We start from the raw sequence: 22561 nt of genomic DNA, 5'->3' as shown, positions 1-22561 counted from the left end.
CCTCCAGGAAGATTCCCATGAAGAAGCTTGTAATGACAAAGAAAAAGATCGCCATTGCGATTGCCGCCGCCGGTGCCGTGGCGCTTGCGTGGGTGAGCGCGGCCTCGTCGTCGCAGGATGCCAAAGCCGCCGCCGAACCGGCAGTTGCGGTCAAGCAGAAAGCCATGCTGACGGTCACCACCGCCAGGCCGCAGCCGAGCGACTGGCCGGTTGCGCTGTCGGCCAACGGCGGCATATTTGCGTGGCAGGAGGCGGTTATTGGCAGCGAGTTGAGCGGCCTGCGCCTGGCTGAAGTCAGCGTCAATGTGGGCGACAGCGTTAAGTCCGGGCAGATTCTGGCGCGCTTCGATGCCGCCACTGTGGCAGCCGATGTCGAGCAGAAAGAGGCGGCGGTCGAGGAAGCGCGCTCGGCGCTGGCCGAGGCGCAGTCCAATGTCCTGCGCACCCAACCGCTGGCCACCAGCGGCCTGGTCAGCGCGCAGCAGATGACGCAGTATCTCACGGCCGAGCGTAGCGGCAAGGCGCGGGTAGTGTCGGCCCAGGCTGTGCTCAAGAGTGCCCAGGTGCGCTTGCACCAGACTGCGGTACGGGCGTCCGACGATGGTGTGATTTCGGCGCGCAGCGCCACCCTGGGCAGCGTGGCGCCGCAGGGCCAGGAATTGTTCAAGCTGATTCGCAAGAACCGGCTCGAATGGCGGGCCGAAGTGCCGGGCAGCGATCTGCGCCGTATCAAGCCGGGACAGCAGGTGACGTTGACCGTCTCCAACGGCGTGACCGTATCCGGCACGGTGCGCATGGTCGGACCGACGCTTGATCCTTCCACCCGTAACGGGCTGGTGTACATCGACCTGCCGCTCTCGCCTGAGGTGCAGGCTGGTTTGTTCGCGCGCGGCCGGTTCGAGATTGGCCGCGCGTCGGCGCTGACGGTGCAGCAGAGCGCGGTCGTGATGCGCGATGGCCACGGTTATGTGTTCAGGGTCGGCCCTGACGAGAAGGTCAGCCAAACCAAGGTCAGCCTTGGACGCCGGGTCGGCGACCGCATCGAGGTGCTGGCCGGGGTCGGCGCCGATGCGGTGCTGGTCGACCAGGGCGCCGGTTTCCTGGCCGACGGAGACGTGGTCAAGGTGGCCGCCGAACAGGCCCAGCCCAAGCTGGCCTACCAGACGGCGCCGTCGGCGCCCGCCCGGACCACTTCGGTCTCTCGGTAAACGGAGCACGCGATGAATCTATCCGCCTTTTCGATACGCAACCCGATCCCCGCCATCCTGCTGTTCATCCTGCTGACGGTGGCTGGCCTGATCAGTTTCAAACGCATGATGATTCAGGAACAGCCTGACATCGACTTTCCCATCGTGTTCGTGACCACCAGCCTGCCCGGCGCCTCGCCGCCGCAGCTCGAAGCGGAAGTGGCGCGCAAGATCGAAAGTTCGCTGCTGTCGGTATCCCAGGTCCGCCATGTGTTTACCACCATCAGCGATGGCGTGGTCGAGACTACAGTCCAGTTCCGACTGGAGAAAGACCCTGCCGAAGCGCTCAACGATGTGCGCGATGCGGTGGGCCGCGTGCGCACCGATCTGCCGGCCGATATCCGCGATCCGGTGATTTCCAAACTCGACCTGGCCGGCCAGCCCATCCTGACCTACACCGTCGCTTCCTCCCAAATGGATGAGGAGGCGCTGTCCTGGTTTGTCGACAGCCAGGTATCGAAGGTGCTGCTGGGCGTGTCCGGCGTGGGCAAAGTGGCGCGCGTTGGCGGCGTGGAGCGCGAGGTGCTGATCGAACTCGATCCGATCCGCATGGCGGCGCTCAACGTCTCGGCCGCCGACATTTCCAGCCAGCTGCGTCGGGTGCAACGCGAAAGTTCGGGGGGCAAGGCCAATATCAGCGGCGCCAATCAGTCGGTGCGCACCATCGGCACGGTCGGCAGCACGGCCGAGATTGCCGCCATGGACATGGCGCTGCCGGACGGTCGCAGCATCCGCCTCGACCAGGTGGCGCGCGTGATCGACGGCACCGCCGAGCGTACGATCATCACTCTGCTCGACGGCAAGCCGGTGGTCGGCTTCGACATCACACGCAGCAAGGGTGCCAGCGAGATCACCGTGGCGCGTGCGGTGCGCCAGGCAGTCGAGCAACTGGCGAAAAAAGACCCGCACATCGTCTTCAAGGAAGCCTTCAACGCCGTTGATTCGGTGCAGGAAAACTACGACGGCTCCATGACCCTGCTGTACGAGGGCATCTTCCTGACCGTGCTGGTGGTCTGGTTCTTCCTGCGCGATGGCCGCGCCACGCTGGTATCCGCGGCGGCGCTGCCGCTGTCCATCATTCCCACTTTCCTGGTGATGAGCATGCTGGGTTTTACACTCAACATGATAACCCTGCTGTCGCTTGCGCTGGTGATCGGCATCTTGGTCGACGATGCCATCGTCGAGATCGAAAACATCATGCGTCACCTGTACCAGGGCAAGACGCCGTTGCAGGCAGCGCTGGAAGCGGCCGACGAGATCGGTCTGGCGGTGGTGGCCACCACCTGCACCCTGATCGCCGTTTTTCTGCCCACCGCTTTCATGGATGGCGTGGTCGGTCAGTACTTCAAGCAGTTCGGCTGGACCGCCTCGGTGGCGGTGGCGGCTTCGCTGCTGGTGGCGCGCCTGCTGACGCCTATGATGGCGGCCTATTTGCTCAAGCCCAAGCTGCTGGCGCAACAGCCCAGGCCGAGCCGGATCCTGCCGCGCTATCTGGCGGCGGTGGGCTGGTGCCTGCGGCACCGCCACCGCACGCTGGCGCTGTCGGCACTGCTCTTTGTCGCCTCGCTGGCCTTGATCCCTCTGTTGCCGAGCGGCTTCATTCCGCCGGCCGACGGTACCCAGACCAAGGTGACGCTGGAGCTGGCGCCGGGCGCCACCCTGGAACGCACCCGCGCGGCGGCCGAACGGGCACGCCTGCTGATCGCGCGGAACAAGGATATCGCGCCGGACATGGTGCAGGTGTACAGCGCCATCGGTGGCGAGGACGTGCGCAAGGCTACCCTGACCATCAATCTCAAGCCGCGCAAGGAGCGGGTGCGCAAGCAGACCGAAATCAACATCCTGCTGCGCGAGCTGATGCGCGACGTGCCGGGCGTGCGCGCCACCGTCGGCAGTAGCGGCGAAGCCGGCGAGGAGCTGGAACTGCTGCTGACCGGCGACGATCCCGAGGCGCTGAAGACGGCGGCGCTGGCGATCCAGCGTGATATCCGCAGCATCCCCGGCCTGGGCGCGATCTATTCGAGTATCAGCCTGGTGCGGCCTGAACTCATCGTTACGCCCGATTTCGCCAGGGCTGCCGACCTCGGCGTGAACGCCACCGCCATCGGCGAGACGCTGCGTGTGGCCACCATCGGCGACTACGACCAGGCGCTGGCCAAGCTCAACCTGCCGGAGCGGCAGATCCCCATCCGCGTACGGCTCCCAGAGGCGGCGCGCCAAGACCTGTCGCTGCTCGAGCGCCTGTCGGTGCCGGGCAAGCAGGGCAACGTGCCGTTGTCCTCGGTCGCCGAGCTGCGCATCGACAGCGGCCCGACCCGTATCGACCGGCGCGACCGCAGCCGCCGGGTGGTGATCCACGTCGAACTCAACGGCCGGCCGATCAGCGAGGTACAGGACCTCGTCGACAAGCTGCCGAGCGTTAAGAACCTCCCCGCGAGTGTCCAGCGCGGCAAGTCGGGCGATGTCGAGATGATGCAGGAACTGTTCACCAGCTTCGGCCTGTCCATGCTCATTGGCATCCTGTGCGTGTACCTGGTGCTGGTGCTGCTGTTCAAGGGCTTCATGCAGCCGGTGACTGTCATGGCGGCATTGCCGCTGTCGATAGGTGGTGCCTTCCTGGGGCTGCTGCTGACGCGTCAGGCGCTCTCCATGCCTTCTCTGCTGGGCTTGTTGACCTTGATGGGTATAGCGGTCAAGAACTCGATCCTGCTGGTCGAGTATGCGATACGCGCCCGTCGGGAACAGGGGCTGGATCGCACGAGTGCCCTGCTCGATGCCTGCCGCAAGCGCGTCCAGCCGATCATTATGACCAGCGTGGCGATGGGGGCCGGCATGCTGCCGCTGGCGCTGGGCATTAGCGCCGACCCCAGTTTCCGGGCGCCGATGGCGATTGCGGTGATCGGCGGGCTGATCACTTCAACTCTGCTCAGTCTGTTGGTGATCCCGGTGGTGTTCACCTATGTCGACGACCTGATGGTGTGGATCTCGCACAAGTGGCGACGCCAGCCGAAAGCCGCACCGGTGGCTGCCTCCGCAGCCGTGTCTTCCGCATCTTCCTTATTGAATTGAGTGAGCCATGTTGCATTCATCCATAGAAATCCAAAAGCTGTGTCCGAGCCTGCAGTTGGAAGCGGTGACCTATCGCTACCGCAACGGCCATCGGGCGGTCTCCGATCTTAACCTGCGCATCGAGCCCGGCATTCTGGGCTTGCTCGGGCCCAACGGCGCCGGCAAGTCGACGCTGATGCGCATGCTGGCTACTCTGCAGCGTCCCAGTTCGGGGCGCATCCTGTGGGGGGACGTCGACATCGCTCGCGATCCGGACGCGCTGCGCTGCGCGTTGGGCTACCTGCCGCAGGAGTTCGGCGCCTATCCTTCGCTGAGCGCACGCGAATTCCTGCGCTACCTCGCCGCCGTCAAGGGCTTGCCGCATGCGCAGACGGCGGCGCGCGTGGATCAATGCCTGGAAGCGGTCGGACTCGAGGCCGCCGCCGACAAGCGCATCGGCTCCTACTCGGGCGGCATGCGCCAGCGGGTCGGCATCGCCCAGGCCCTGCTCAACGATCCGCAGCTGCTGATCGTCGACGAGCCTACCGTCGGCCTCGACCCGGAGGAGCGGTTGCGCTTCCGCAACCTGCTGACCGATCTTGCCGGCCGCCGCCTGGTGATTCTGTCCACTCACATCGTGTCCGACATCGAGGCCAGCGCCACCGCGCTGGCGGTGATGCACCAGGGCGTTCTGCGCTATCAGGGCGCGCCGGAAACGCTGATCGCCCAGGCCGAGGGGCGGGTGTGGGACTGGACCGTCAAGTCCGAGGACCTGGTAGCGCTGCGCAGCCGCCATCATGTCAGCGGTTCGATGCGGCTGCCGGACGGCGTGCGGGTGCGCATCGTCGCCGCCGAATCGCCGGGGCCGGGTGCGTTGGCGGTGGCGCCGGGCCTGGAGGACGCCTACGTCTGGCTGTTGTCGCAAAGCAGGGAGGTCTGACGTGGAAGCCTTGCGCCGGTTTATCTCCATTGTGGGCGCCGACCTGCTGGCGCGCGTGCGCACGCCGCGCTTCTGGCTGGCCGTGGCCGCCGTTGCCGTGGCCGCCTGGTGGTGTTTCCCTCCTGTCGGGGCGCCATACATGATTCTGGGCTTGAATGGCCAGTACCGCGGCCAGTATTCAAGCGCGTGGATCGGCATGGTGCTGTCCATGACATCGATCTGGCTGTCGCTGATCGGCTTTTACCTGGTGCGCGGCACGCTCACCCGCGACATCGAAAGCCGGGTCTGGCAACTGCTGGTCGCCACCCCGCTGCGGCGCCACACTTATCTGCTGGCCAAGTGGTGCAGCCATCTGGTGGTGCTGGCGCTGGTCGTGGCAGCGGGCGTGGCGGTGGGCGTGGCGGCGCAGTGGGTGCGCGCCGAGGATACGCGGATCGACCTGGTCGAGCTGCTCAAACCTGTGCTGTTGTTGCAGTTGCCGGGCCTGGCGCTGACGGCGATGTTCGCGGTCTGGTTCGACCTGGTGCCATGGTTGCGGCGCACCGCGGGCAGCGTGCTGTACTTCGTGGTGTGGCTGGCAATATTGGCAGCCTCGGCGCAGAACATCCGCCATTCCGATGCCGCTGCTCAGTCTGGCCTGATCGGTGATCCTTTCGGTCTTGCCGTGTTCAATCATGAAGTGCGCCAGCGCGCCGCGCCGCAGATCGATAAACCGCTGGAGCAGGGTTTCTGCCTGGCCTGCGGCACCCGCCGCACCGAGGTCCGCCTCTTCGAGTGGCCAGAATGGCAGGTGATTCCGCAGGTCTTGCCGGGGCGGCTGTTCTGGCTGCTGCTGTCGGCGCTGGGGGTGATCGTGTGTGCGCCCTTCCTCGATCGGGCCGCCGCCCGCAGCAGCGTCGCCGGCGGCGCGGTGGGTGACGACTCCGGCAGCCGCCTGCGCTGGCTCGGCGCGCTGCTGCGCCCTCTGCAGCGCTCGGTATTCGGCACTTTGCTGGCATCCGAAATCCAGTTGGCCCTACGTCATCGCAAGATGTGGTGGTGGCTGGCGGCGCTGGGAGCGGCCGCGGTGCAGATTGCCGGACCGGCCAACGCCGCCTGCATCGCCGCCATTGCCGCCTGGCTGCTGTGCCTCGACATGTATGCCCACGCCTCCCTGCGCGAAGGCGAGTCCGGCACCGCGCCGGTGGTCTTCAGCGCCGCCCACGCCGGTCGCCATATCTTGTGGGCGCGCTTGGCGATGCTGGTGCTGGTGGGCACCGTGCTGACGCTGCCGGCCGTGCTGCGCTTCGCCGCCACCGCGCCGGCGGTGGCGGCCGCGCTGCTGGCAGCCAGCGTTTCGCTGGCTGCCTGGGGACTGGCGCTGGGCGCGGCCTCGCGCAGCCCGCGGCCGTTCGAAGTGCTGGCCTGCGTGCTGGCGTATATGAGCCTCAATGGGGCGCCGGTGCTGCATGCCGGCGTCGATCCCCGCGTCACCCTATACCTGCACTTCGCGGCGCTGCCAGCGGCCGCTATCGTCCTGTGGACGATGTGGCCCCGGCTGGCCCGGACGCAGTCAGCCCAATGAACCAAGGAAGGTGTATTCATGTCTATATCTAACTCCGTGCTATTCCCCAAGGCCGGCGAGGCCGGCAAGAAAAGCGAAGCCATAGCCGCTGACAAAGCGGGCTGGGGCCTCGGCATCGGTGCCATCCTCGCCCTGCTGCTGCTCGTCGCGCTGAGTCTGGGCAGCACGCGGCTGCCGGCGCCGCAGCCGGCAACCGTGGCGCCCACCGTGTTTTCGGCGGCGCGCGCCATGGCCCATCTGCAGCATATCGCGCATGAACCGCATGCGGTCGGCACGCCCGAGAACGCCAAGGTGCGCGCCTATATCGTTGCCGAGCTGCAGGCGCTCGGCCTGCAACCGGAGATCCAGTCCGGCGTCGGCAAGATGAACACCCGCCCCTGGGGCGCGGTGGGCATGGTCCACAACATCGTGGTGCGCATACCCGGCGCCGGCGCCGGAGTTGCTGCGCGCAAGGCGCTGCTGCTGGCGGCCCACTATGACTCCGTGCCGACGGGACCGGGCGCGGCCGATGACGGCGCTTCTGTGGCAGCCATCATGGAAGTGCTGCGCGCCGTGAAGGCCGGCATGCCATTGCAGAATGATCTGATCGCCCTGTTCAGCGACGGCGAGGAGGCCGGGCTGCTTGGTTCCGAGCTGTTCGTTTCGAGCCATCCCTGGACCAAGGACGTCGGCCTGGTACTCAACTTCGAGTATCGTGGCAACAGCGGTCCCATGCTGATGTTCGAGACCAGCCCCGGCAACGGCAAGCTGATTGCCGGCTTGGCGCAGGCGGTGCCGCAGCAGGTGAGCAGCTCCATGCTTTACGAGCTGTACAAGAAGATGCCGAACGATACCGATATGACCTCGTTCAAGCGGGCCGGCATAGCCGGGTTGAACTTCGCTGCCATCGAGAATCCTGCCGCTTACCACCTGCATACCGACAGCATCGCCAACCTCGACCAGCGTACCTTGCAGCAACAGGGCGACTCCATGTTGTCCCTGGTGCGGCACTTTGGCAACGGCGCGCTGCGAGAACTGACGGCGCACGACAGCGTGTACTTCGACCTGCCCGGCATCGGCCTTGTGCATTACACCTCGACCGCAGTGATCCCGCTGACGCTGGTAGTGGCGGCGCTGCTGTGCGTGGTTGCGGTGATGGGCATCAAGCGCGGCGCCCTGCGCCCCGGCCGCATTCTGCTGGCCATGCCGGTGTTCCTGGTGATGGCCATCTTGCTGGGCATCGCCTGCCAACTGGTGTGGGGGGCGGTCTCGCTGGTGCATCCGGAATACGGCGTGCTGGGCGATCCGTACAACAGCCAGTGGTATCTTCTGGCTTTCGTCGGCCTGGTGATCGCCGGCTATATCGCAATGGCGGGCGGCGTCAAGCGCTGGCTGCGCCCACTCGAACTGGGCTTTGGCGCCCTGTTGCTGTGGCAGGGCTTGCTGGTGCTCAGCAGCTTTGCCATGCCGGGTATTACCGCGATGTTTGCCTGGCCGCTGCTGGCGCTGCTGGGTGTGCTGGGGCTGCTGTTCTCGCGCCGCTGCGCGGACATCACCGCCGGCGCGCGTATTGCGCTGCTGGTGCTGGGCCTGATGCCGGCGGTGCTGCTGTGCGGTCCGGCGGTGCGCAATCTGTATGTCGGACTGAGCCCGCAGGCATCGGTGGTGAGCGGACTGATGCTGGCGCTGGTGGCCGGTCTCATGACGCCGCTACTGAGCATGCTGACGCGCCGTTTCTTACTCCCGGCGCTACCGCTGGCCGCCTGCGTGTTCTTCCTGGTGGCCGGTTCGCTGACCGCCCGCACAGACGCGGACCATCCGCACACGACCAACCTGTTCTATGCCTGGGACAGCGGTTCCGGCAAGGCCTACTGGATATCGCGCGACGATCAGCTCGACGACTGGAGCAAGACCTACTTTCCCAATATAAGCGAGAAACAGCAGGTGCCGGAACTGTTCGGCGCCGGCTCGCGCAAGTACTGGGCCAGTCCGGCGCCGCGGATGGCCGGCCTGCAGGCGCCGCAGATCGACGTCCTGAGCGATACCGTCAAAGGCGGGGTACGCGAGGTAATTTTCAAGGTTCGCACCATGCGCCAGGCGCCGGTCCTCTCCGTGCGGGTGGAAGGCACCGACGTCCTCGCTTCGCGGGTGGATGGCCAGCCGTTCAGCCAGAAGGCCAATCCGAAATGGCTGCTGGAAGCCTACGGCATGGGCCATAGAACGGTGGAAGTGGCGGTGCAGGTCAAGGCCGGCAAGCCATTCGATATCCGTGTCAACGACGAAACGTTCGGCTTGCCGCAGCACATGGCCAAGCCGCGTCCAGCCGACTTGATCCAGAGCATCCACGGCACGAACAGCGACACCGTGCGGGCCGTGCGGGTTCAGCGTTTCACTTGAGTGCAGTTCAATCCATAATAGACAAGGAGATAGCAATGTCGAAACAGATCTATCCGATCGGTGAGCAGCCGCCGCTGGGCGAAGTGCCGTCGATGATGCATGCCTTTACCATCCGCCGCGAACGGTTTGCCGAACCGAAGCATAGCCTGCGTCCCGAAGTGGTGCCGGTACCCGAGATTGGCGATGACGAGGTGCTGGTGTATGTGATGGCGGCCGGCGTCAACTACAACAACGTCTGGGCCGCCCAGGGCGTGCCGGTCGACGTGATCAGCGGCCACCAGAAGGGGGGCGATGTGGCCGACTTCCATATCGGCGGCAGCGACGGCGCCGGCATCGTGTACCGGGTCGGCCGCAATGTGACCTGGCCGCGCGTGGGCGATGAAGTGGTGCTGCATTGCGGCAGCTGGAATGCCGACTGTCCGCGCGTCCAGGCCGGGATCGATCCGATGTACTCGCCAAGCTTCAAGATCTGGGGTTATGAGCTCAACTGGGGCAGTTTTGCCCAGTTCACCAAGGTGCAGGCGCAGCAGTGCCTGCCGCGGCCCCAGCACTTGTCGTGGGAAGAATCGGCCGCCTACATGCTGGTCGGTGCCACGGCCTACCGCATGCTGCACGGCTTTATGCCCAACACCATCCGGCGTGGCGACGTGGCGCTGATCTGGGGGGGCGCCGGCGGCGTCGGTTCGATGGCGATCCAGATTTGCCGCGAAGCCGGCGCGCTGCCTGTGGCGGTGGTGTCCAGCCCGGACAAGTTCGACTACTGCATGAAGCTGGGCGCCATCGGCTGTATTAACCGCAATGATTTTTCGCACTGGGGCATCATGCCGCACTGGACCGACAAGGATAGCTACAAGCGCTGGCTGGACGGCGCGCGCTCCTTTGGCCAGGCGGTGTGGGATGTGGTGGGCGAAAAGAGATCGCCAGCGCTGGTGGTCGAGCATCCGGGCGAGGCGACCATTCCAACCTCGCTGTTCGTGTGCGATACCGGCGGCATGGTGACGATCTGCGCCGGCACTAGCGGCTACAACGCCTCGGTCGACCTGCGCTACCTGTGGATGCGCCAGAAACGCTTCCAGGGCGCGCATTTTGCCAACCATCTGCAGGCAGCCGGTTTCAACGACCTGGTCCTCGCCGGCAAGATAGACCCTTGCCTGGGACGCACTTTCGATTTCGATGAGACGCATCTCGCGCATCAACTGATGTTCGAGAACAAGCATCCTTATGGAAATATGGCGGTGCTCGTCGGTACCAGGGAGCGCAACAGTGGCCGCCATGTGTCGCAGGATACGGTGGCTCGCTGGACGGAAGCGGAGCAAGCCGATGTCGCCCAAGCGGCCTGAGGCCGTCCCCAACACCTTTGCCCCGGCCGCCGCCACTGTCGCGCAAATCTGGTGGGCGGACCTGGACGACACAGGCTGGGATCGCTTCCAGCATGTGCTAAGCCAGGACGAGGAGGACAAGGCCAAGCGTTACCGCACCGCCCGGCTGGCCGCACACTACCGGCGCTGCCGCAGCATCTTGCGGCTGCTCCTGGCCGGCCATGCCGGCCTGGACCCGGCGCAGATCGTGTTGCGTTACGGCTGGGCGGGCAAGCCGGAGGCGGTGGGTATGTCGGGTCACTTCAATGTGTCGCACACGGATGGCCGTTCTCTGATCGCGCTCTCGCCGCATCCGGTCGGGATCGATATCGAAAACACTGCGCGCGAGCACATACGGATGGAAGAACTGGTCCACCTGATATGTCATTCCGATGAGCAGGCAGCGCTGGCGGCGCTGTCGCCAGCGCTGCGCCAGCGCTTTCTTTACCGTCTGTGGGTGCAGAAGGAGGCTTATTGCAAGGCGCTGGGAACGGGATTGCAATCCGACTTGCGCAGCTTGCGCTTCGAGCCAACAACGACGGCTGGCGTGGCGCGCGTGCGTGATGCGGCGCATCCTGACGCCGGTGTCTATTTTGTCCGCTCCTGGTACGAGCGTGACGCCGGCGTCGCCAGTCTGTGCCTGCCGCTGTACGGCGGCGCCATCGTGACCCGGCGGCTGGCGCCGCACGATTGCGCCGAAGCGATGCCGGCGTGATGGCGCGGTTCTCCCGGCCGAGCAGCAGGAGGTAACCCATCTCTATTCGTGCTGTGTAAGCTGGCTGCACGCGCGTAGAAAGATGTTCTTGAGTTACTTTGAGCATGGAAAAATGATGGTCTTGAAGTCGGGTGCTATTCATTAGTCAGCGGAGCTTAAGTGAATGCATTGCATAGCGTTGTTTTGAGGGCCGGAACAAAAAAAAATGTATATGGAAGTGACTATGCAATGTAGACTATGCGTTCACTTTCCAATCAATATGCGCTGTTTAAGGTAATAGTTCCTGTTCAACGTCTAAGGGGAGATGCTTGCTGGCGAGCGCCAGCAAGCTATTGCATTTGTCTATTATGAAATGCCGCTCAATGTATTTGGGCGGCATTTTTTTGTCTGTGATGTGAAAGGCCTGTTATGGCGTCAGAGAAACAACCGCTAGTTTCCATTGTCATGGCCACGTATAACCGGAGCAATATCCTCGGCTATGCGATTCAGTCGGCCCTCGCCGGCACCGTACAGGATTGGGAACTGATTGTCGTCGGCGATTGCTGCACCGACGATACCGCCGAGGTGGTCGCCGCGTTTGCCGACGCACGTATCCGCTTTGTGAATCTGCAGACCAATTACGGCGAGCAGACGGGGCCAAATAATATGGGCGTCAGCCTGGCGCGTGGCACCTATCTGGCATTCCTGAATCACGATGATTTGTGGCTGCCCGATCATTTGCAAACCAGTATCGATCTTCTCGAGCGCACCGGTGCCGACCTGGTCTTTGATCAAGGGCTGGGGATCGGCATGTCGGGAGATCACATCGAGGGGGCGCTAACTGCCGAACTGAGTGCCTATCGTCCGTGGATGAACGTGCCGGCTACCTTGTGGGTGATGCGGCGTGAACTGGCCTTGGAAATTGGTCCATGGCAACCATCTTGGGAGCTGCGTTGCTGGCCATCGCAGGCGTGGCTGCACCGCGTGTATCGTGCGGGGCGGCCGATGCTGGCCCAGCCCCGTATCGGCGCCATCCTGATCCAGTCTGGCAGACGCAGCAATGCGTACCTTGAGCGGCAGCACAGTGAACACGCGTTCTGGTGGGAGCACATGCAAAATCCCGTGAATATTTTACAAGCTGTCGCAGCAATTTGTGGCAAGCTGAGTCGTGAACGCTACATTTCTCCGATCCAGTGTGCAGTGCTTGCCGCGAAAGCTTTGCTACGACGAATCTTTTATTTATTGGGGCTATGGCCACCACAACCGATCTATTGGCTCAGGTATTGGCGGAAAGGCGCATTTCTACGTGAATTGCGCCGCCGCCGGGGATTGAAGGACCTGCCGCGGCGATAGATAATACCGTTGTAATACATAAGAGCATTTTTATAAAAATTTCTAGGGGTAGATCTGGTGGCTGAGAAAGATAACTGGTTGTTGGCTGGCGCGAAACAGGATGGCGAAAGCATTACCAAGGAATGGAAGCCGACGGCGCCGTCCTTGATCGATGGCGTGATCTTCCAGGAAATCAAGCCTGTGTTGACGGCGTACGGCAGCCTGACTGAGATTTTCCGTACTGAATGGGTACCCGATGCGGCGCAGATCGGCCAGATATTCGCCTCGACCCTGGAGCCGGGCGGACTGAGCGCCTGGCATGCGCATGCCATCACGACGGACCGCCTGTTCGTGGCGGCGGGCCAGATGCGCGTGGTGCTGTACGACGCGCGTGCGGATTCGCCGACCTTTGGCATGCTCAACGAATTCAAGCTGGGCACCAGGCGTCCCGGCCTGCTCGTCGTGCCGCCGCGCGTCTGGCATGGCGTGCAGAATTACTGCGGCACGCCGGCCATCCTCGTCAATGCGGTGGACCATGCGTATCGCTATGATGCGCCGGACCACTGGCGCGTGCCGGCCGATTCGGACACGGTACCCTATCGCTTCTCCAATGACAGGCATGGCTGAGATGCCCGGGCCGGCTGAACGATGCGCCTGACTCGTCTCGCGGGTTTTTCAGCCGGCCCCATTTTGTCGCTGCTGTGCAGCCTTGCCACCGTGCCTGCCGTGGCCTGGCTGTTTCCGCCTGCCGACATCGGCAGGCTGGATTTCTTCATGACCGCGTGCACGGTGGCCGGTTTGTTGCTGTCGCTGGGGCTGGACAAGGCCTTCCTGCATGAATACCACTACAGCACGAGTCGGAGCGGCCTGCTGAAAGCATGTTTGCTGCCGGCCGTGCTGCTCGCGCCCGTGGCCTTGGCCGTGATACTCGTGTTTGCGGCGCCGGTAGCGCAACTGTTATTTGATGTGGCGCAACCTGCATTGGCTGTTCTGTTTGCAGCCGGCATGCTGAGCGCCCTGGCCAATCGCCTGATCGCGCAGCTCTTTCGCATGCAGGAGCGCGCCTGGGTATTCGGCCTGGCGCAGGTGTTGCCGAAAATGTCGCTGCTGGTGCTGCTGCCTGTTTTGTGGTGGGACCCGCAGCGCAATTTCGTGCACCTGGCGAGCTTGGTCGTGGCCACCACCTGGATGGTCACCTTATGGCTGCTGTGGCATGCGCGCATATCGCTGGCGCAGGCCTGGCGCGCCGCCGTGGACCGGGTGCTGCTGCGGCGCCTGCTTGCCGAAGCGGGGCCCCTGCTGGTGAGCGCCATTGGCTACTTGTCCATGCTGTCGGCCGGCATGGGCTTGCTGCGTTTCTTTGCCGGCTTTGACGAGCTCGGCATTTATGCGCTGGCCATGCGCGTGGCCGCCGGTGCCTGGCTGGTGCAATCGATTTTTACGATAGTCTGGGTACCGCAAGTGCACAAATGGGCCGCCGCCGGCGGTGACCTGTCGAATATTGCGGCCATTTGCCGCCATGCACAGGCCATCGTGGTAGTGGGTTTTTGCCTGGCCGGCGCCCTGGCCTGGCTGATCGGATGGGTCTTGCCTCGCAACTACCATGGCGTTGCGTACCTGGCGGTGGCTACCGTGGGCCAGCCCCTGTTGTATGCCCTGGCGGAAGTGACCGGCGTCGGCATCAATCTGGCCCGCCGTCCTGCATTATCGATCGCGGCCTTCGCGGCAGGCTTGCTGGGCACGCTGCTGGCCGGCGCCGTGCTGGTGCCGCGCTGCGGCGCCACGGGGGCTGCCGTGGCGCAGCTGCTGGGTTTCCTCGTGTATTTTGTCGCCAGGACGGAACTGGGCATGCGCGTCTGGCGCCCGCTGCCGCGCCGTCCCATCTATCCCGGCATCGTCTTCTTGTCGCTGCTGGCGGCGGGCCACGCGTTTTTTGCCCAGCGCCTGGGGCCGCTTGCACCGCTCGCGTGGTGCGTGTTGCTCATTGCCGCATTGCACGTCTACAGGCCTGCGCTGTGGGCTGCCTTCAGGCTGATCAGGCCCGTCCGGCGGCAGGGCTGACAGCGTTTGCCGCCCGTTGCCGTATTGCGCTTTCCTCATCACTGCGCTTACAATGAGAATAATTCTCATTTATATTGATGTGTCTGCCGTCTCGCTGGCCATCGACCACAGGAAGGGTATCGTGAGCACCGCCGAGTTAGCGCTACAGCAGCAAGTCAGCAGTCTGTACACCGATCACCACCGCTGGCTGCGTGGCTTGCTGCGCCGTAAGCTGGGCAATGCCTGCGATGCGGCCGACCTGGCGCACGACGTGTACCTGCACCTGATGAAGACGGGGCGCGTGCCGCCGGCCGGGGAATCGCGCCGCCACTTGACGCAGATTGCCAACGGCATGGTCATCGACCTGTACAGGCGCCGCCAGATTGAGACGGCCTACCTGGACGTGCTGGCCCTGGTGCCCGAAGCGCTGGCGCCGTCCGAGGAAGAGCGCGCGCTGGTGATCGAGGCGCTGACGGAAATCGATGCGGTGCTGCACCAGTTGCCCGCCAAGGCGCGCAAAGCCTTGCTGATGTGCAAACTGGACGGCCTGAGCTACCGCGACATCGCCGCCGAACTGCAGGTATCCGTCTCGTCCGTGGAAAAATACATCGCCGCCGGCTTGCTGGCCTGCTACCAGGCCCTGCACGGGCAGGGCGGCTGAACCGTGGAAGTGGTGATTGCACCCGCCATCGTGCAGCAGGCGGCCCAGTGGATGGCGCGCCTGTGGTCTGACGACGCCAGCGACGAGGACCGGGCCGATTGCGCCCGCTGGCGCGCCGCCCATCCGCACCACGACCTCGCCTGGCAGCGTTTGCAGGCGTTCGAGGGCAAGCTGCACAGCGTGCCGCGCGATGCGGCCCGGCACGCGCTGCGGGAACCGGCACCGGCCGCCTACCTGAACCGCCGCCGTGCCCTGAAACTGCTGGCCGTGCTGCTGCCCGTGGGCGGCGTGCTGTATGCGGCGCGCGGCACGGATGCCTGGCAAGTGGCCACGGCCGGCCACGGCACGGCCACCGGCGAGATCCGCGAGATTATCTTGCCTGACGGCACGCGCGTCATGCTGGCCTCGGCTTCCGCCATCGACGTGCGCTTCGACGCCAGCGAGCGCCGGCTGATCCTGCGCAGCGGCGAAATCCTCGTCACCACGGCCCACGATCCGGCGCAGCGGCCGTTCCGCGTGCAGGGCCGCCACGGCACGGTACGGGCGCTGGGCACGCGTTTTACTTTGCGGCAAGACGAGCACACGTCGCGCGTCGCCGTGTTCGAGGGCGCCGTCGAGATACGCCTCGCGCATGCGCCCGGCAACGCCGTGGGCGTCGCCACGGGCTACGGCGCCATCTTTTCGGCCGACATCGTGCAGTCTGCCGCTCCCGTGCCGGCCAGCGCGGCGGCCTGGAGCAAGGGCGTGCTGGTGGCCGACAACATGCGCCTCGATGCCCTGGTCGCGGAACTGGCCCGCTACCGCCCCGGCCTGCTGCGCTGCGATCCAGCCGTGGCCGGCTTAAGCGTCAACGGCGTGTTTTCCCTGCGCGATACGGACCGCGCGCTGCACAACCTGGCGCTGGCCTTGCCCGTGCAAATCGTGGCGCGCACGCGCTACTGGGTGACGCTTCAAGCCACTCCCCAGGCCGCTGCCTGACAATTGCGCGGGGCCGATTGAGGGTTTTGCATTCTCGTTCGGGATATAGGGTGAGAGCCACCCTTATCCATCGACCTTATGCACGTTCTTTCCCATGAGTAGCCAAAGCAGCCAAGCCGGCCCGATCCGCCGGATACTGCACCCCATCCGCGGGCGCCTGATCGTCGCCGCCGTGCTGGCCGGCACGGGTTCCATGCTCACCCTGGTGCCGATGGCCGGCATCGCGCGGATCGCGCACATCGCCTTTGCCCCTGCGCAGGCGCACGGCGATATCTGGCCCATCGTCATCGCCAGCGTCGCTTGCCTGTTCCTCGGCATGGCGCTGATGTCGCTGGGCGAGTTGGCCGCGCATCTGGCCGACAACCGCCTCACCCATCAGCTGCGCCTGCAAGCCATGCAGCGCCTGGGGCAGGTGCCGCTGGGCTGGTTCACCAGCCGGGCCTCGGGCGAGGTCAAGCAGGCGATGCAGGACGACATCAACACCCTGCACAGCCTCACCGCGCATTTTTATACGACGACGGGGCGCGCCGTGGGCGCCATCGCCATTTCCGTCATGTATCTGTTCGCCATGGACTGGCGCCTGGCCCTCGTCGCCATCCTGCCGTTTCCCGGATTTTTCCTGTTCTTCGGCCGCGCCATGCAGGCCAGCAGCGGCAATATGGCGCAATTCGTCGCCGGCATGGGGCGCATCAACAATGCCGTGGTGGAGTTCGTCAACGGTATTCCCGTGGTCAAGGCCTTCGGCGCCACGGGACGCGCGCATGGCAGCTACCGCGCTGCCGTCGATGCGTTTGCCGACGCGTTTGCCGCGTTTACGCGGCCGCTGGTCGGTTCGATGGCCAATGCCAATGCGCTGATCGCGCCCGTCGCCGTGCTGGGCGTGGTGGTGCTTGCCGGCACCGTGTTCGTGGCGCTGGGAGCGATGGCGCCCGTGGATATCCTGCCGTTCGCCCTGGTGGCGCCGGGCATTTCCGCGCCCATGCTGCTGCTCCATTATCTGACCCACGACCTCAATAACGCCACGGGCGCGGCCCAGCGCGTACTGGCCTTGCTCGATACGCCCGTGCTGGCGCAGCCGGCGCCCGGCCAGCAGCAGTTGCCGAACGGCACCGAGATCCGCATGGAAGGCGTGGGCTATGCCTACGACGGACAGAACAAGGTGCTGTCCGGCATCAACCTGATCTTGCGCCCCGGCACGGTGACGGCCATCGTCGGCGCCTCCGGTTCCGGCAAGTCGACGCTGGCGCGGCTACTGCTGCGCTTTTTCGACCCGACCGAGGGGCGCATCACCGTCGGCGGCGTCGACCTGCGGCACATCGCCACGCCCGAGCTGTACCGGCGCATCGGTTTCGTGCTGCAGGAAGTGCGCTTGATCCACGCCAGCGTGCGCGAGAACATCGGGCTGGGCCGGCCTTCGGCCAGCTTGCGGGAGGTCGAAGACGCGGCGCGCCTGGCGAACATCCACGAGCGCATCCTGGCCTTGCCGCGCGGCTACGATTCCGTCATCGGCGAGGATGCGCTACTGTCCGGCGGCGAGCTGCAGCGCGTGAGCATCGCCCGCGCCGTGCTGCTCGATCCAAACGTGCTGGTGCTCGATGAGGCGACGGCTGCGGCCGACGCGGAAAACGAGGTGGCGATCCAGGATGCGCTGTCGCGCTTTGCCCAAGGCCGCACCCTGCTGGTGATCGCGCACCGGCTCGACACCATCATGCATGCCGACAATATCGTCGTGTTGGACAACGGCGCCATCGCCGAGCAGGGCAGCCATGCCGGCCTGCTCGCCCACCAGGGCCGCTATGCGCGATTGTGGGCGCTGGGCGGCTATCAGCCATCCTCCGACGAGGTGGAGTCCCCATGCTGAAGACATTCATTCAACTGCTGGGCGACGATGCGCCCGTGTTCCGCCGCTACTGTGCCATGGCGCTCGCGTATGGCGTACTCAGCGGCTTGACGATCACGGCGCTGGTGCTGGCCCTGGGCCGCCTGCTGGGCGGCGACGCCGGCGGCGCGGCCCTGTGGCTGCTGGTGCTGCTGGCCGGGCTGCTTGCTTGCTGGGCCTGGCGGCGCCAGGTGGAAAAGGCCGGTGTGCGCGTGGGCGTGACCGTGCTGCAAGGGGCGCGCCAGCGCCTGGGCGACCACGTGGCGCGCCTGCCCGTCGGCTGGTTCACGCCGGAGAACACGGCAAAACTGGGCCATGTCATCACGCAGGGCATGATGAACGTGGCGCAGCTGCCCGCCCACGTATTGACGCCCGTGATCTGCGGCGCCGTCACGCCCGTGGTATTGCTGGCCGCGCTGTTTGCGCTGCACTGGCAGCTGGGCGTGATGGCGCTGCTGGCGCTGCCCCTCCTGGCGGGTACCTTGCGGCTCACGGCGCACCTGGGCCAGCGCGCCGACGACGCTTATCACCGCCATTTTGCCCGAACCAGCCAGCGCCTGGTCGAGTTTGCGCAAGCGCAATCCGTCTTGCGCGCCTTCCATGGTAACGGCGATGGCGGCGGCACGCGCCTCCTGCAGCAAGCGATCGACGGGCAGCGCCTCGCAGGCACGCGGCTGATCTATCTGTCGGCCTTGTCGTCCGTGCTCAACGCCTGGGCCGTGCAAGCCGTCTTCGCCGCCTTGCTGGCCGCCGCCGCGCTATGGCTCGATAGCGTGCTGGGCGGTGCAGCCGCTGCGCCGGACGCCATCGCCGTCATCGTGGCCTTGCTGCTGCTGGTGCGCTTCGTCGACCCGCTGCAGGAAGTGGCCAGCTACGGTGAAGTGCTGCGCGGCGCGCGCGGCCCGCTCGATGCGGCGCGCGATATTTTCGCCGTGCAGCCGCTGCCGGAAGCAGGCGGGCCGCAGGCGCCGCGCGATGGCGCGGTCGAGCTGCGCAAGGTGCACTTCCGCTATGCACAGGACCAGCCCGACGTACTGACGGATATCAATCTGCAGATTGCGCCCGGCAGCATGACGGCGCTGATCGGCGCTTCCGGCTCCGGCAAGACGAGCCTGGTGCGCCTGATTGCGCGCTTCTTTGACGCCAGCCAGGGCGCGGTGCTGGTGGGCGGCGTCGACGTGCGGCACATGTCCAGCGAACAATTGGCAGGGCAGATCAGCCAGATCTTCCAGGACAGCTATCTGTTCCAGGGCAGTATCGGCGATAACATTCGCATCGGCAAGCCGGGCGCCACCGATGCCGAGGTGCTGGACGCGGCGCGCCAGGCGGGCGTGGCCGAAATCATCGCCCGCCTGCCGCAGGGGCTGGCTACGCCAGTGGGCGAGGGCGGCGCGCGCCTGTCCGGCGGCGAACGCCAGCGCATCGCGATCGCCCGCGCGCTGATCAAGGATGCGCCGATTCTGCTCGTCGACGAGGCGACGGCCGCGCTCGATGCGGAAAACCAGGCCGCCATCGCCGGGGCGCTGGCGCGGCTGCGCGGCAAGCGCACGGTGATCGTCATCGCGCACCAGCTGTCGACGGTGGCCATGGCCGACCGGATCGTCGTGCTCGATGGTGGCACGATCCGCGAGCAGGGCGCGCCAGCCGCCTTGTGTGCACAGGGCGGCCTGTATGCGCATTTCCTGGCCCAGCGCCGGGCGGCCAAGGGCTGGCGCATCGCCTCCGCCGCACAGCAGCCATGAACGGGATGACGATTTGATACAGGCGCGTCTGTTTTTCGTCTTCCTGCTGCTGTGCGCCGCCTCGCTGCTGGTGGGTGCGCGGCAGATGGAGTGGGCGCAGCTGCTGTCGCCATCGTTGTCTTCCGGCGCGCTGTCAGGTGATACGTGGCTGACCCTGACGGCCAGCCGCCTGCCCCGCCTGGCGGCGCTGGTGCTGACGGGCGTGGGCCTGTCCGTCTGCGGCGTCATCCTGCAGCACATCGTGCGCAACAAATTCGTCGAGCCGGCCACGTCGGGCGGCCTCGACGCTGCCAAGCTGGGCATCCTCGTCGCGCTGACCGTGGCGCCAACGGCGGGCACGGCGGGCACGGCGGGCAAGATGGCGTTCGCGCTGGTCTTCTGCCTTGTCGCCAGCCTCGTGTATGTGGCCTTGATCCGCCGCATCCGTTTCAAGAACACGATTCTGGTCCCCGTCATCGGCCTCGTGTATGGCGGCGTGCTCAGCGCCGTGGCCGAGTTCTATGCCTACCGCCACAACATCCTGCAAAGCATGCAGGGCTGGCTGCTCGGCGATTTCTCGAAAATTGTCCAGGGCAACTATGAAATCATCTACCTGGTCCTGCCCATCGTTGCCCTCGCGTATCTGTACGCGCAGCGCTTTACGGTGCTGGGCATGGGCGAGGGGCTCGCGACCAGCCTGGGCCTGAACTATGCGGCCACGGTGGCGCTGGGCCTGATGCTGGTGGCCGTCACGGTGGCGGCCACGGTGATCACGGTAGGGGCCATCCCGTTTGTCGGGCTGGCCATCCCCAATCTGGTGGCCTTGCACTACGGCGACAAGCTGGACCGCACCCTGCCCATCGTCGCCCTGTGCGGCGCCTCGCTGCTGCTGGCCTGCGACATCGCCGGGCGCCTGCTGATCTACCCGTTCGAAGTGCCGATCGGCCTGACGGCGGGCGGCGTGGGCGGGGTGCTGTTCCTCATGCTGATCATCCGGGGGCGGCGATGATCAGCATCCTCAGGCAGCGCACGCTCTGGCTGGCCGTGTTTGTCCTGGCGCTGGCTTTCCTCTTCCTCGGCGCCAATTTCGACCTCGAGTACATCATCCCGAAGCGCCTGGCGCGCCTGGCCGCCATCGCCATCGGCGGCGTCTGCGTGGCCGTGTCGTCGATCGTTTTCCAGACCATCGCCGGCAACCGCATCCTGACGCCGGCCGTCATGGGTTACGAGGCCGTGTATGTGCTGCTGCAGTCGCTGCTGATCCTCGCGATGGGCATGCACAGCGTGGTGCTGCTGGGGCAGAACGGCAATTTCGTCGTGTCCATCGCGCTGATGCTCGCGTATTCCTGGGCCATCCATTCCTGGCTGTTTCATGATGGCAGGAACGACGTATATTTTTTGCTGTTGCTGGGCTTTGTGCTGACGATGGTGATCGGCACGTTCACCCAGTTCATCCAGCTGCGCATCAGTCCGGGCGAATTTGCCATCTTGCAAGGATTCAGCCAGGCCTCGTTCAACAAGGCGCAGCCGGTGCAACTGCTGTACTCGGCCCTGCTGGCGGGCGCCGCCTGCGTGGCCGTGGCGAAGACCCTGCCGGCGCTCGACGTGCTGGCGCTGGGGCGCGAGCAGGCCATCTCGCTCGGCATCGATTACCGGCGCATGGTGCAGCTGCAGCTGGCGCTGATCGCCGTGCTGGTGGCCGTGTCGACGAGCTTGCTGGGGCCCACGGCCTTCATGGGCATCTTTGTGGCGAACACGACTTACGCCCTGGCCCGCACGGCGCGCCACCGCGTGACCTTGCCGCTGGGCTGCGGCATCGCCATCGCCATCTTCCTTGCCGCCCAGCTGCTGGTCGAGCACGTTTTCAATTACCGGACCACGGTCGGCATCCTCGTCAACCTGGTGTGTGGCGCGTATTTCCTCACGCTCATGGTCCGCACCCGAGGCACAGCATGATCCACGTCAACCATATCGAAAAAAGCTACGGCGCCAGGCGCGTGCTGGCCAAGGTCAGCGTGCAGTTTCCCAAGGGGAAAGTGACGTCCTTGATCGGCCCCAACGGTGCCGGCAAGACGACCTTGCTGATGCTTATCGCGCGCCTGCAGGAAGCGAATAGTGGCGAGATCACGATAGGCGGGCGCGATATCGCCTCAATCAAGATCCCGGAGTATGCGCGCCAGGTGGCCACCCTGCGCCAGGCTCCCGATTTCCATCTGCGCCTGACGGTGGAAGAGCTGGTTGCCTTCGGCCGCTTCCCCTACAGCCGCGGCGCGCTGACGGCGCAGGACCGGCAGGCGATCACCGACGCCATCGCCTTTCTGTCGCTCGACGCGCTGCGCACCGCCTACGTCGACGAGCTGAGCGGCGGCCAGCGCCAGATGGCCTTCCTGGCCATGACGATTGCCCAGCAGACGGATATTCTGCTGCTCGACGAGCCGCTCAACAACCTCGACATGAAGCACGCCGTGCAGATCATGCGCGCGCTGCGCCGCCTGTGCGACGAGCAGGGCCGCACCGTGATCCTGGTGATCCACGACATCAATTTCGCCGCCAATTATTCGGACCACATCGTCGCCATGCAGGACGGCGCCGTGCGCTTTTCCGGTCCCGCCCACGAGGTCGTCACCGAGGAACGCTTGCGCGCGCTGTACGACATCGATTTCCATATCGTGCGCAATGAACGCGGCTGCCTCTGCAATTACTTTACCCCCACAGGAGCTTGA

Annotated in this window: 17 protein-coding genes; all 17 read left to right on the top strand. The window is 65.3% G+C overall.

What is annotated here, in order from left to right; translation table 11 throughout:
- The first annotated feature begins 17 nt into the window (after positions 1-17).
- The 17 genes from AC07VH_RS26055 to AC07VH_RS25975 all read left to right on the top strand — a co-directional run bounded on the left by AC07VH_RS26055 (position 18) and on the right by AC07VH_RS25975 (position 22561).
- Positions 18-1208, top strand: a complete 1191-nt coding sequence (locus tag AC07VH_RS26055) for an efflux RND transporter periplasmic adaptor subunit (protein ID WP_494788758.1) — start codon at positions 18-20, stop codon at positions 1206-1208.
- A 12-nt stretch (positions 1209-1220) separates the two neighbouring features.
- On the top strand, positions 1221-4316 hold the full coding sequence (locus tag AC07VH_RS26050; protein WP_475417549.1) for an efflux RND transporter permease subunit: 3096 nt from the start codon (positions 1221-1223) through the stop codon (positions 4314-4316).
- 7 nt (positions 4317-4323) lie between these two features.
- Positions 4324-5235 (top strand): ABC transporter ATP-binding protein, encoded by a 912-nt coding sequence (locus AC07VH_RS26045; RefSeq protein WP_475417548.1) that lies wholly within the window; start codon positions 4324-4326, stop codon positions 5233-5235.
- Between the two features lies 1 nt (position 5236).
- On the top strand, positions 5237-6799 hold the full coding sequence (locus tag AC07VH_RS26040) for an ABC transporter permease subunit (RefSeq protein ID WP_494788759.1): 1563 nt from the start codon (positions 5237-5239) through the stop codon (positions 6797-6799).
- Between the two features lie 18 nt (positions 6800-6817).
- Positions 6818-9175, top strand: coding sequence for a M28 family peptidase (locus AC07VH_RS26035; RefSeq protein WP_494788760.1), 2358 nt, complete (start codon positions 6818-6820; stop codon positions 9173-9175).
- Between the two features lie 35 nt (positions 9176-9210).
- Positions 9211-10515 (top strand): crotonyl-CoA carboxylase/reductase, encoded by a 1305-nt coding sequence (gene ccrA, locus AC07VH_RS26030; protein WP_494788761.1) that lies wholly within the window; start codon positions 9211-9213, stop codon positions 10513-10515.
- On the top strand, positions 10496-11248 hold the full coding sequence (locus AC07VH_RS26025) for a 4'-phosphopantetheinyl transferase family protein (protein WP_494788762.1): 753 nt from the start codon (positions 10496-10498) through the stop codon (positions 11246-11248). Before ccrA ends, AC07VH_RS26025 begins: the two co-directional genes overlap by 20 nt.
- Before the next feature lie 444 nt (positions 11249-11692).
- The gene (locus AC07VH_RS26020; protein WP_489629090.1) at positions 11693-12580 is read left to right on the top strand and encodes a glycosyltransferase family 2 protein; all 888 of its coding nucleotides are present in this window, start codon (positions 11693-11695) and stop codon (positions 12578-12580) included.
- Between the two features lie 57 nt (positions 12581-12637).
- Positions 12638-13186, top strand: a complete 549-nt coding sequence (locus AC07VH_RS26015) for a dTDP-4-dehydrorhamnose 3,5-epimerase family protein (protein ID WP_475417096.1) — start codon at positions 12638-12640, stop codon at positions 13184-13186.
- Between the two features lie 21 nt (positions 13187-13207).
- Positions 13208-14620 carry a lipopolysaccharide biosynthesis protein gene (locus AC07VH_RS26010; protein ID WP_494788764.1) on the top strand — a complete coding sequence of 471 codons (1413 nt, stop codon included), beginning with the start codon at positions 13208-13210 and terminating at the stop codon, positions 14618-14620.
- A 121-nt stretch (positions 14621-14741) separates the two neighbouring features.
- A complete protein-coding gene (locus AC07VH_RS26005; protein WP_494788765.1) occupies positions 14742-15260 on the top strand; it encodes a sigma-70 family RNA polymerase sigma factor in 519 nt (172 codons plus the stop codon).
- 3 nt (positions 15261-15263) lie between these two features.
- Complete coding sequence (locus AC07VH_RS26000; RefSeq protein ID WP_494788766.1) at positions 15264-16238, top strand: FecR domain-containing protein; 975 nt, start codon at positions 15264-15266, stop codon at positions 16236-16238.
- 94 nt (positions 16239-16332) lie between these two features.
- Complete coding sequence (locus AC07VH_RS25995) at positions 16333-18099, top strand: ABC transporter ATP-binding protein (RefSeq protein WP_494788767.1); 1767 nt, start codon at positions 16333-16335, stop codon at positions 18097-18099.
- Complete coding sequence (locus tag AC07VH_RS25990; protein ID WP_494788769.1) at positions 18093-19859, top strand: ABC transporter ATP-binding protein; 1767 nt, start codon at positions 18093-18095, stop codon at positions 19857-19859. The genes AC07VH_RS25995 and AC07VH_RS25990 overlap by 7 nt, the downstream gene beginning before the upstream one ends.
- Before the next feature lie 16 nt (positions 19860-19875).
- Complete coding sequence (locus tag AC07VH_RS25985; RefSeq protein WP_494788881.1) at positions 19876-20847, top strand: ABC transporter permease; 972 nt, start codon at positions 19876-19878, stop codon at positions 20845-20847.
- Entirely contained in the window at positions 20844-21794 is a 951-nt protein-coding gene (locus tag AC07VH_RS25980) for an iron chelate uptake ABC transporter family permease subunit (RefSeq protein WP_494788770.1), read from the top strand. The genes AC07VH_RS25985 and AC07VH_RS25980 overlap by 4 nt, the downstream gene beginning before the upstream one ends.
- Positions 21791-22561: an iron ABC transporter ATP-binding protein gene (locus AC07VH_RS25975; RefSeq protein WP_494788771.1), complete on the top strand. Its 771-nt coding sequence runs from the start codon at positions 21791-21793 to the stop codon at positions 22559-22561. The genes AC07VH_RS25980 and AC07VH_RS25975 overlap by 4 nt, the downstream gene beginning before the upstream one ends.

Source organism: Janthinobacterium sp. GW821-FHT03C10 (assembly GCF_059420865.1).
Note: the sequence above shows the minus strand (reverse complement) of the source record. Positions and strands in the feature narration are given on the sequence as shown.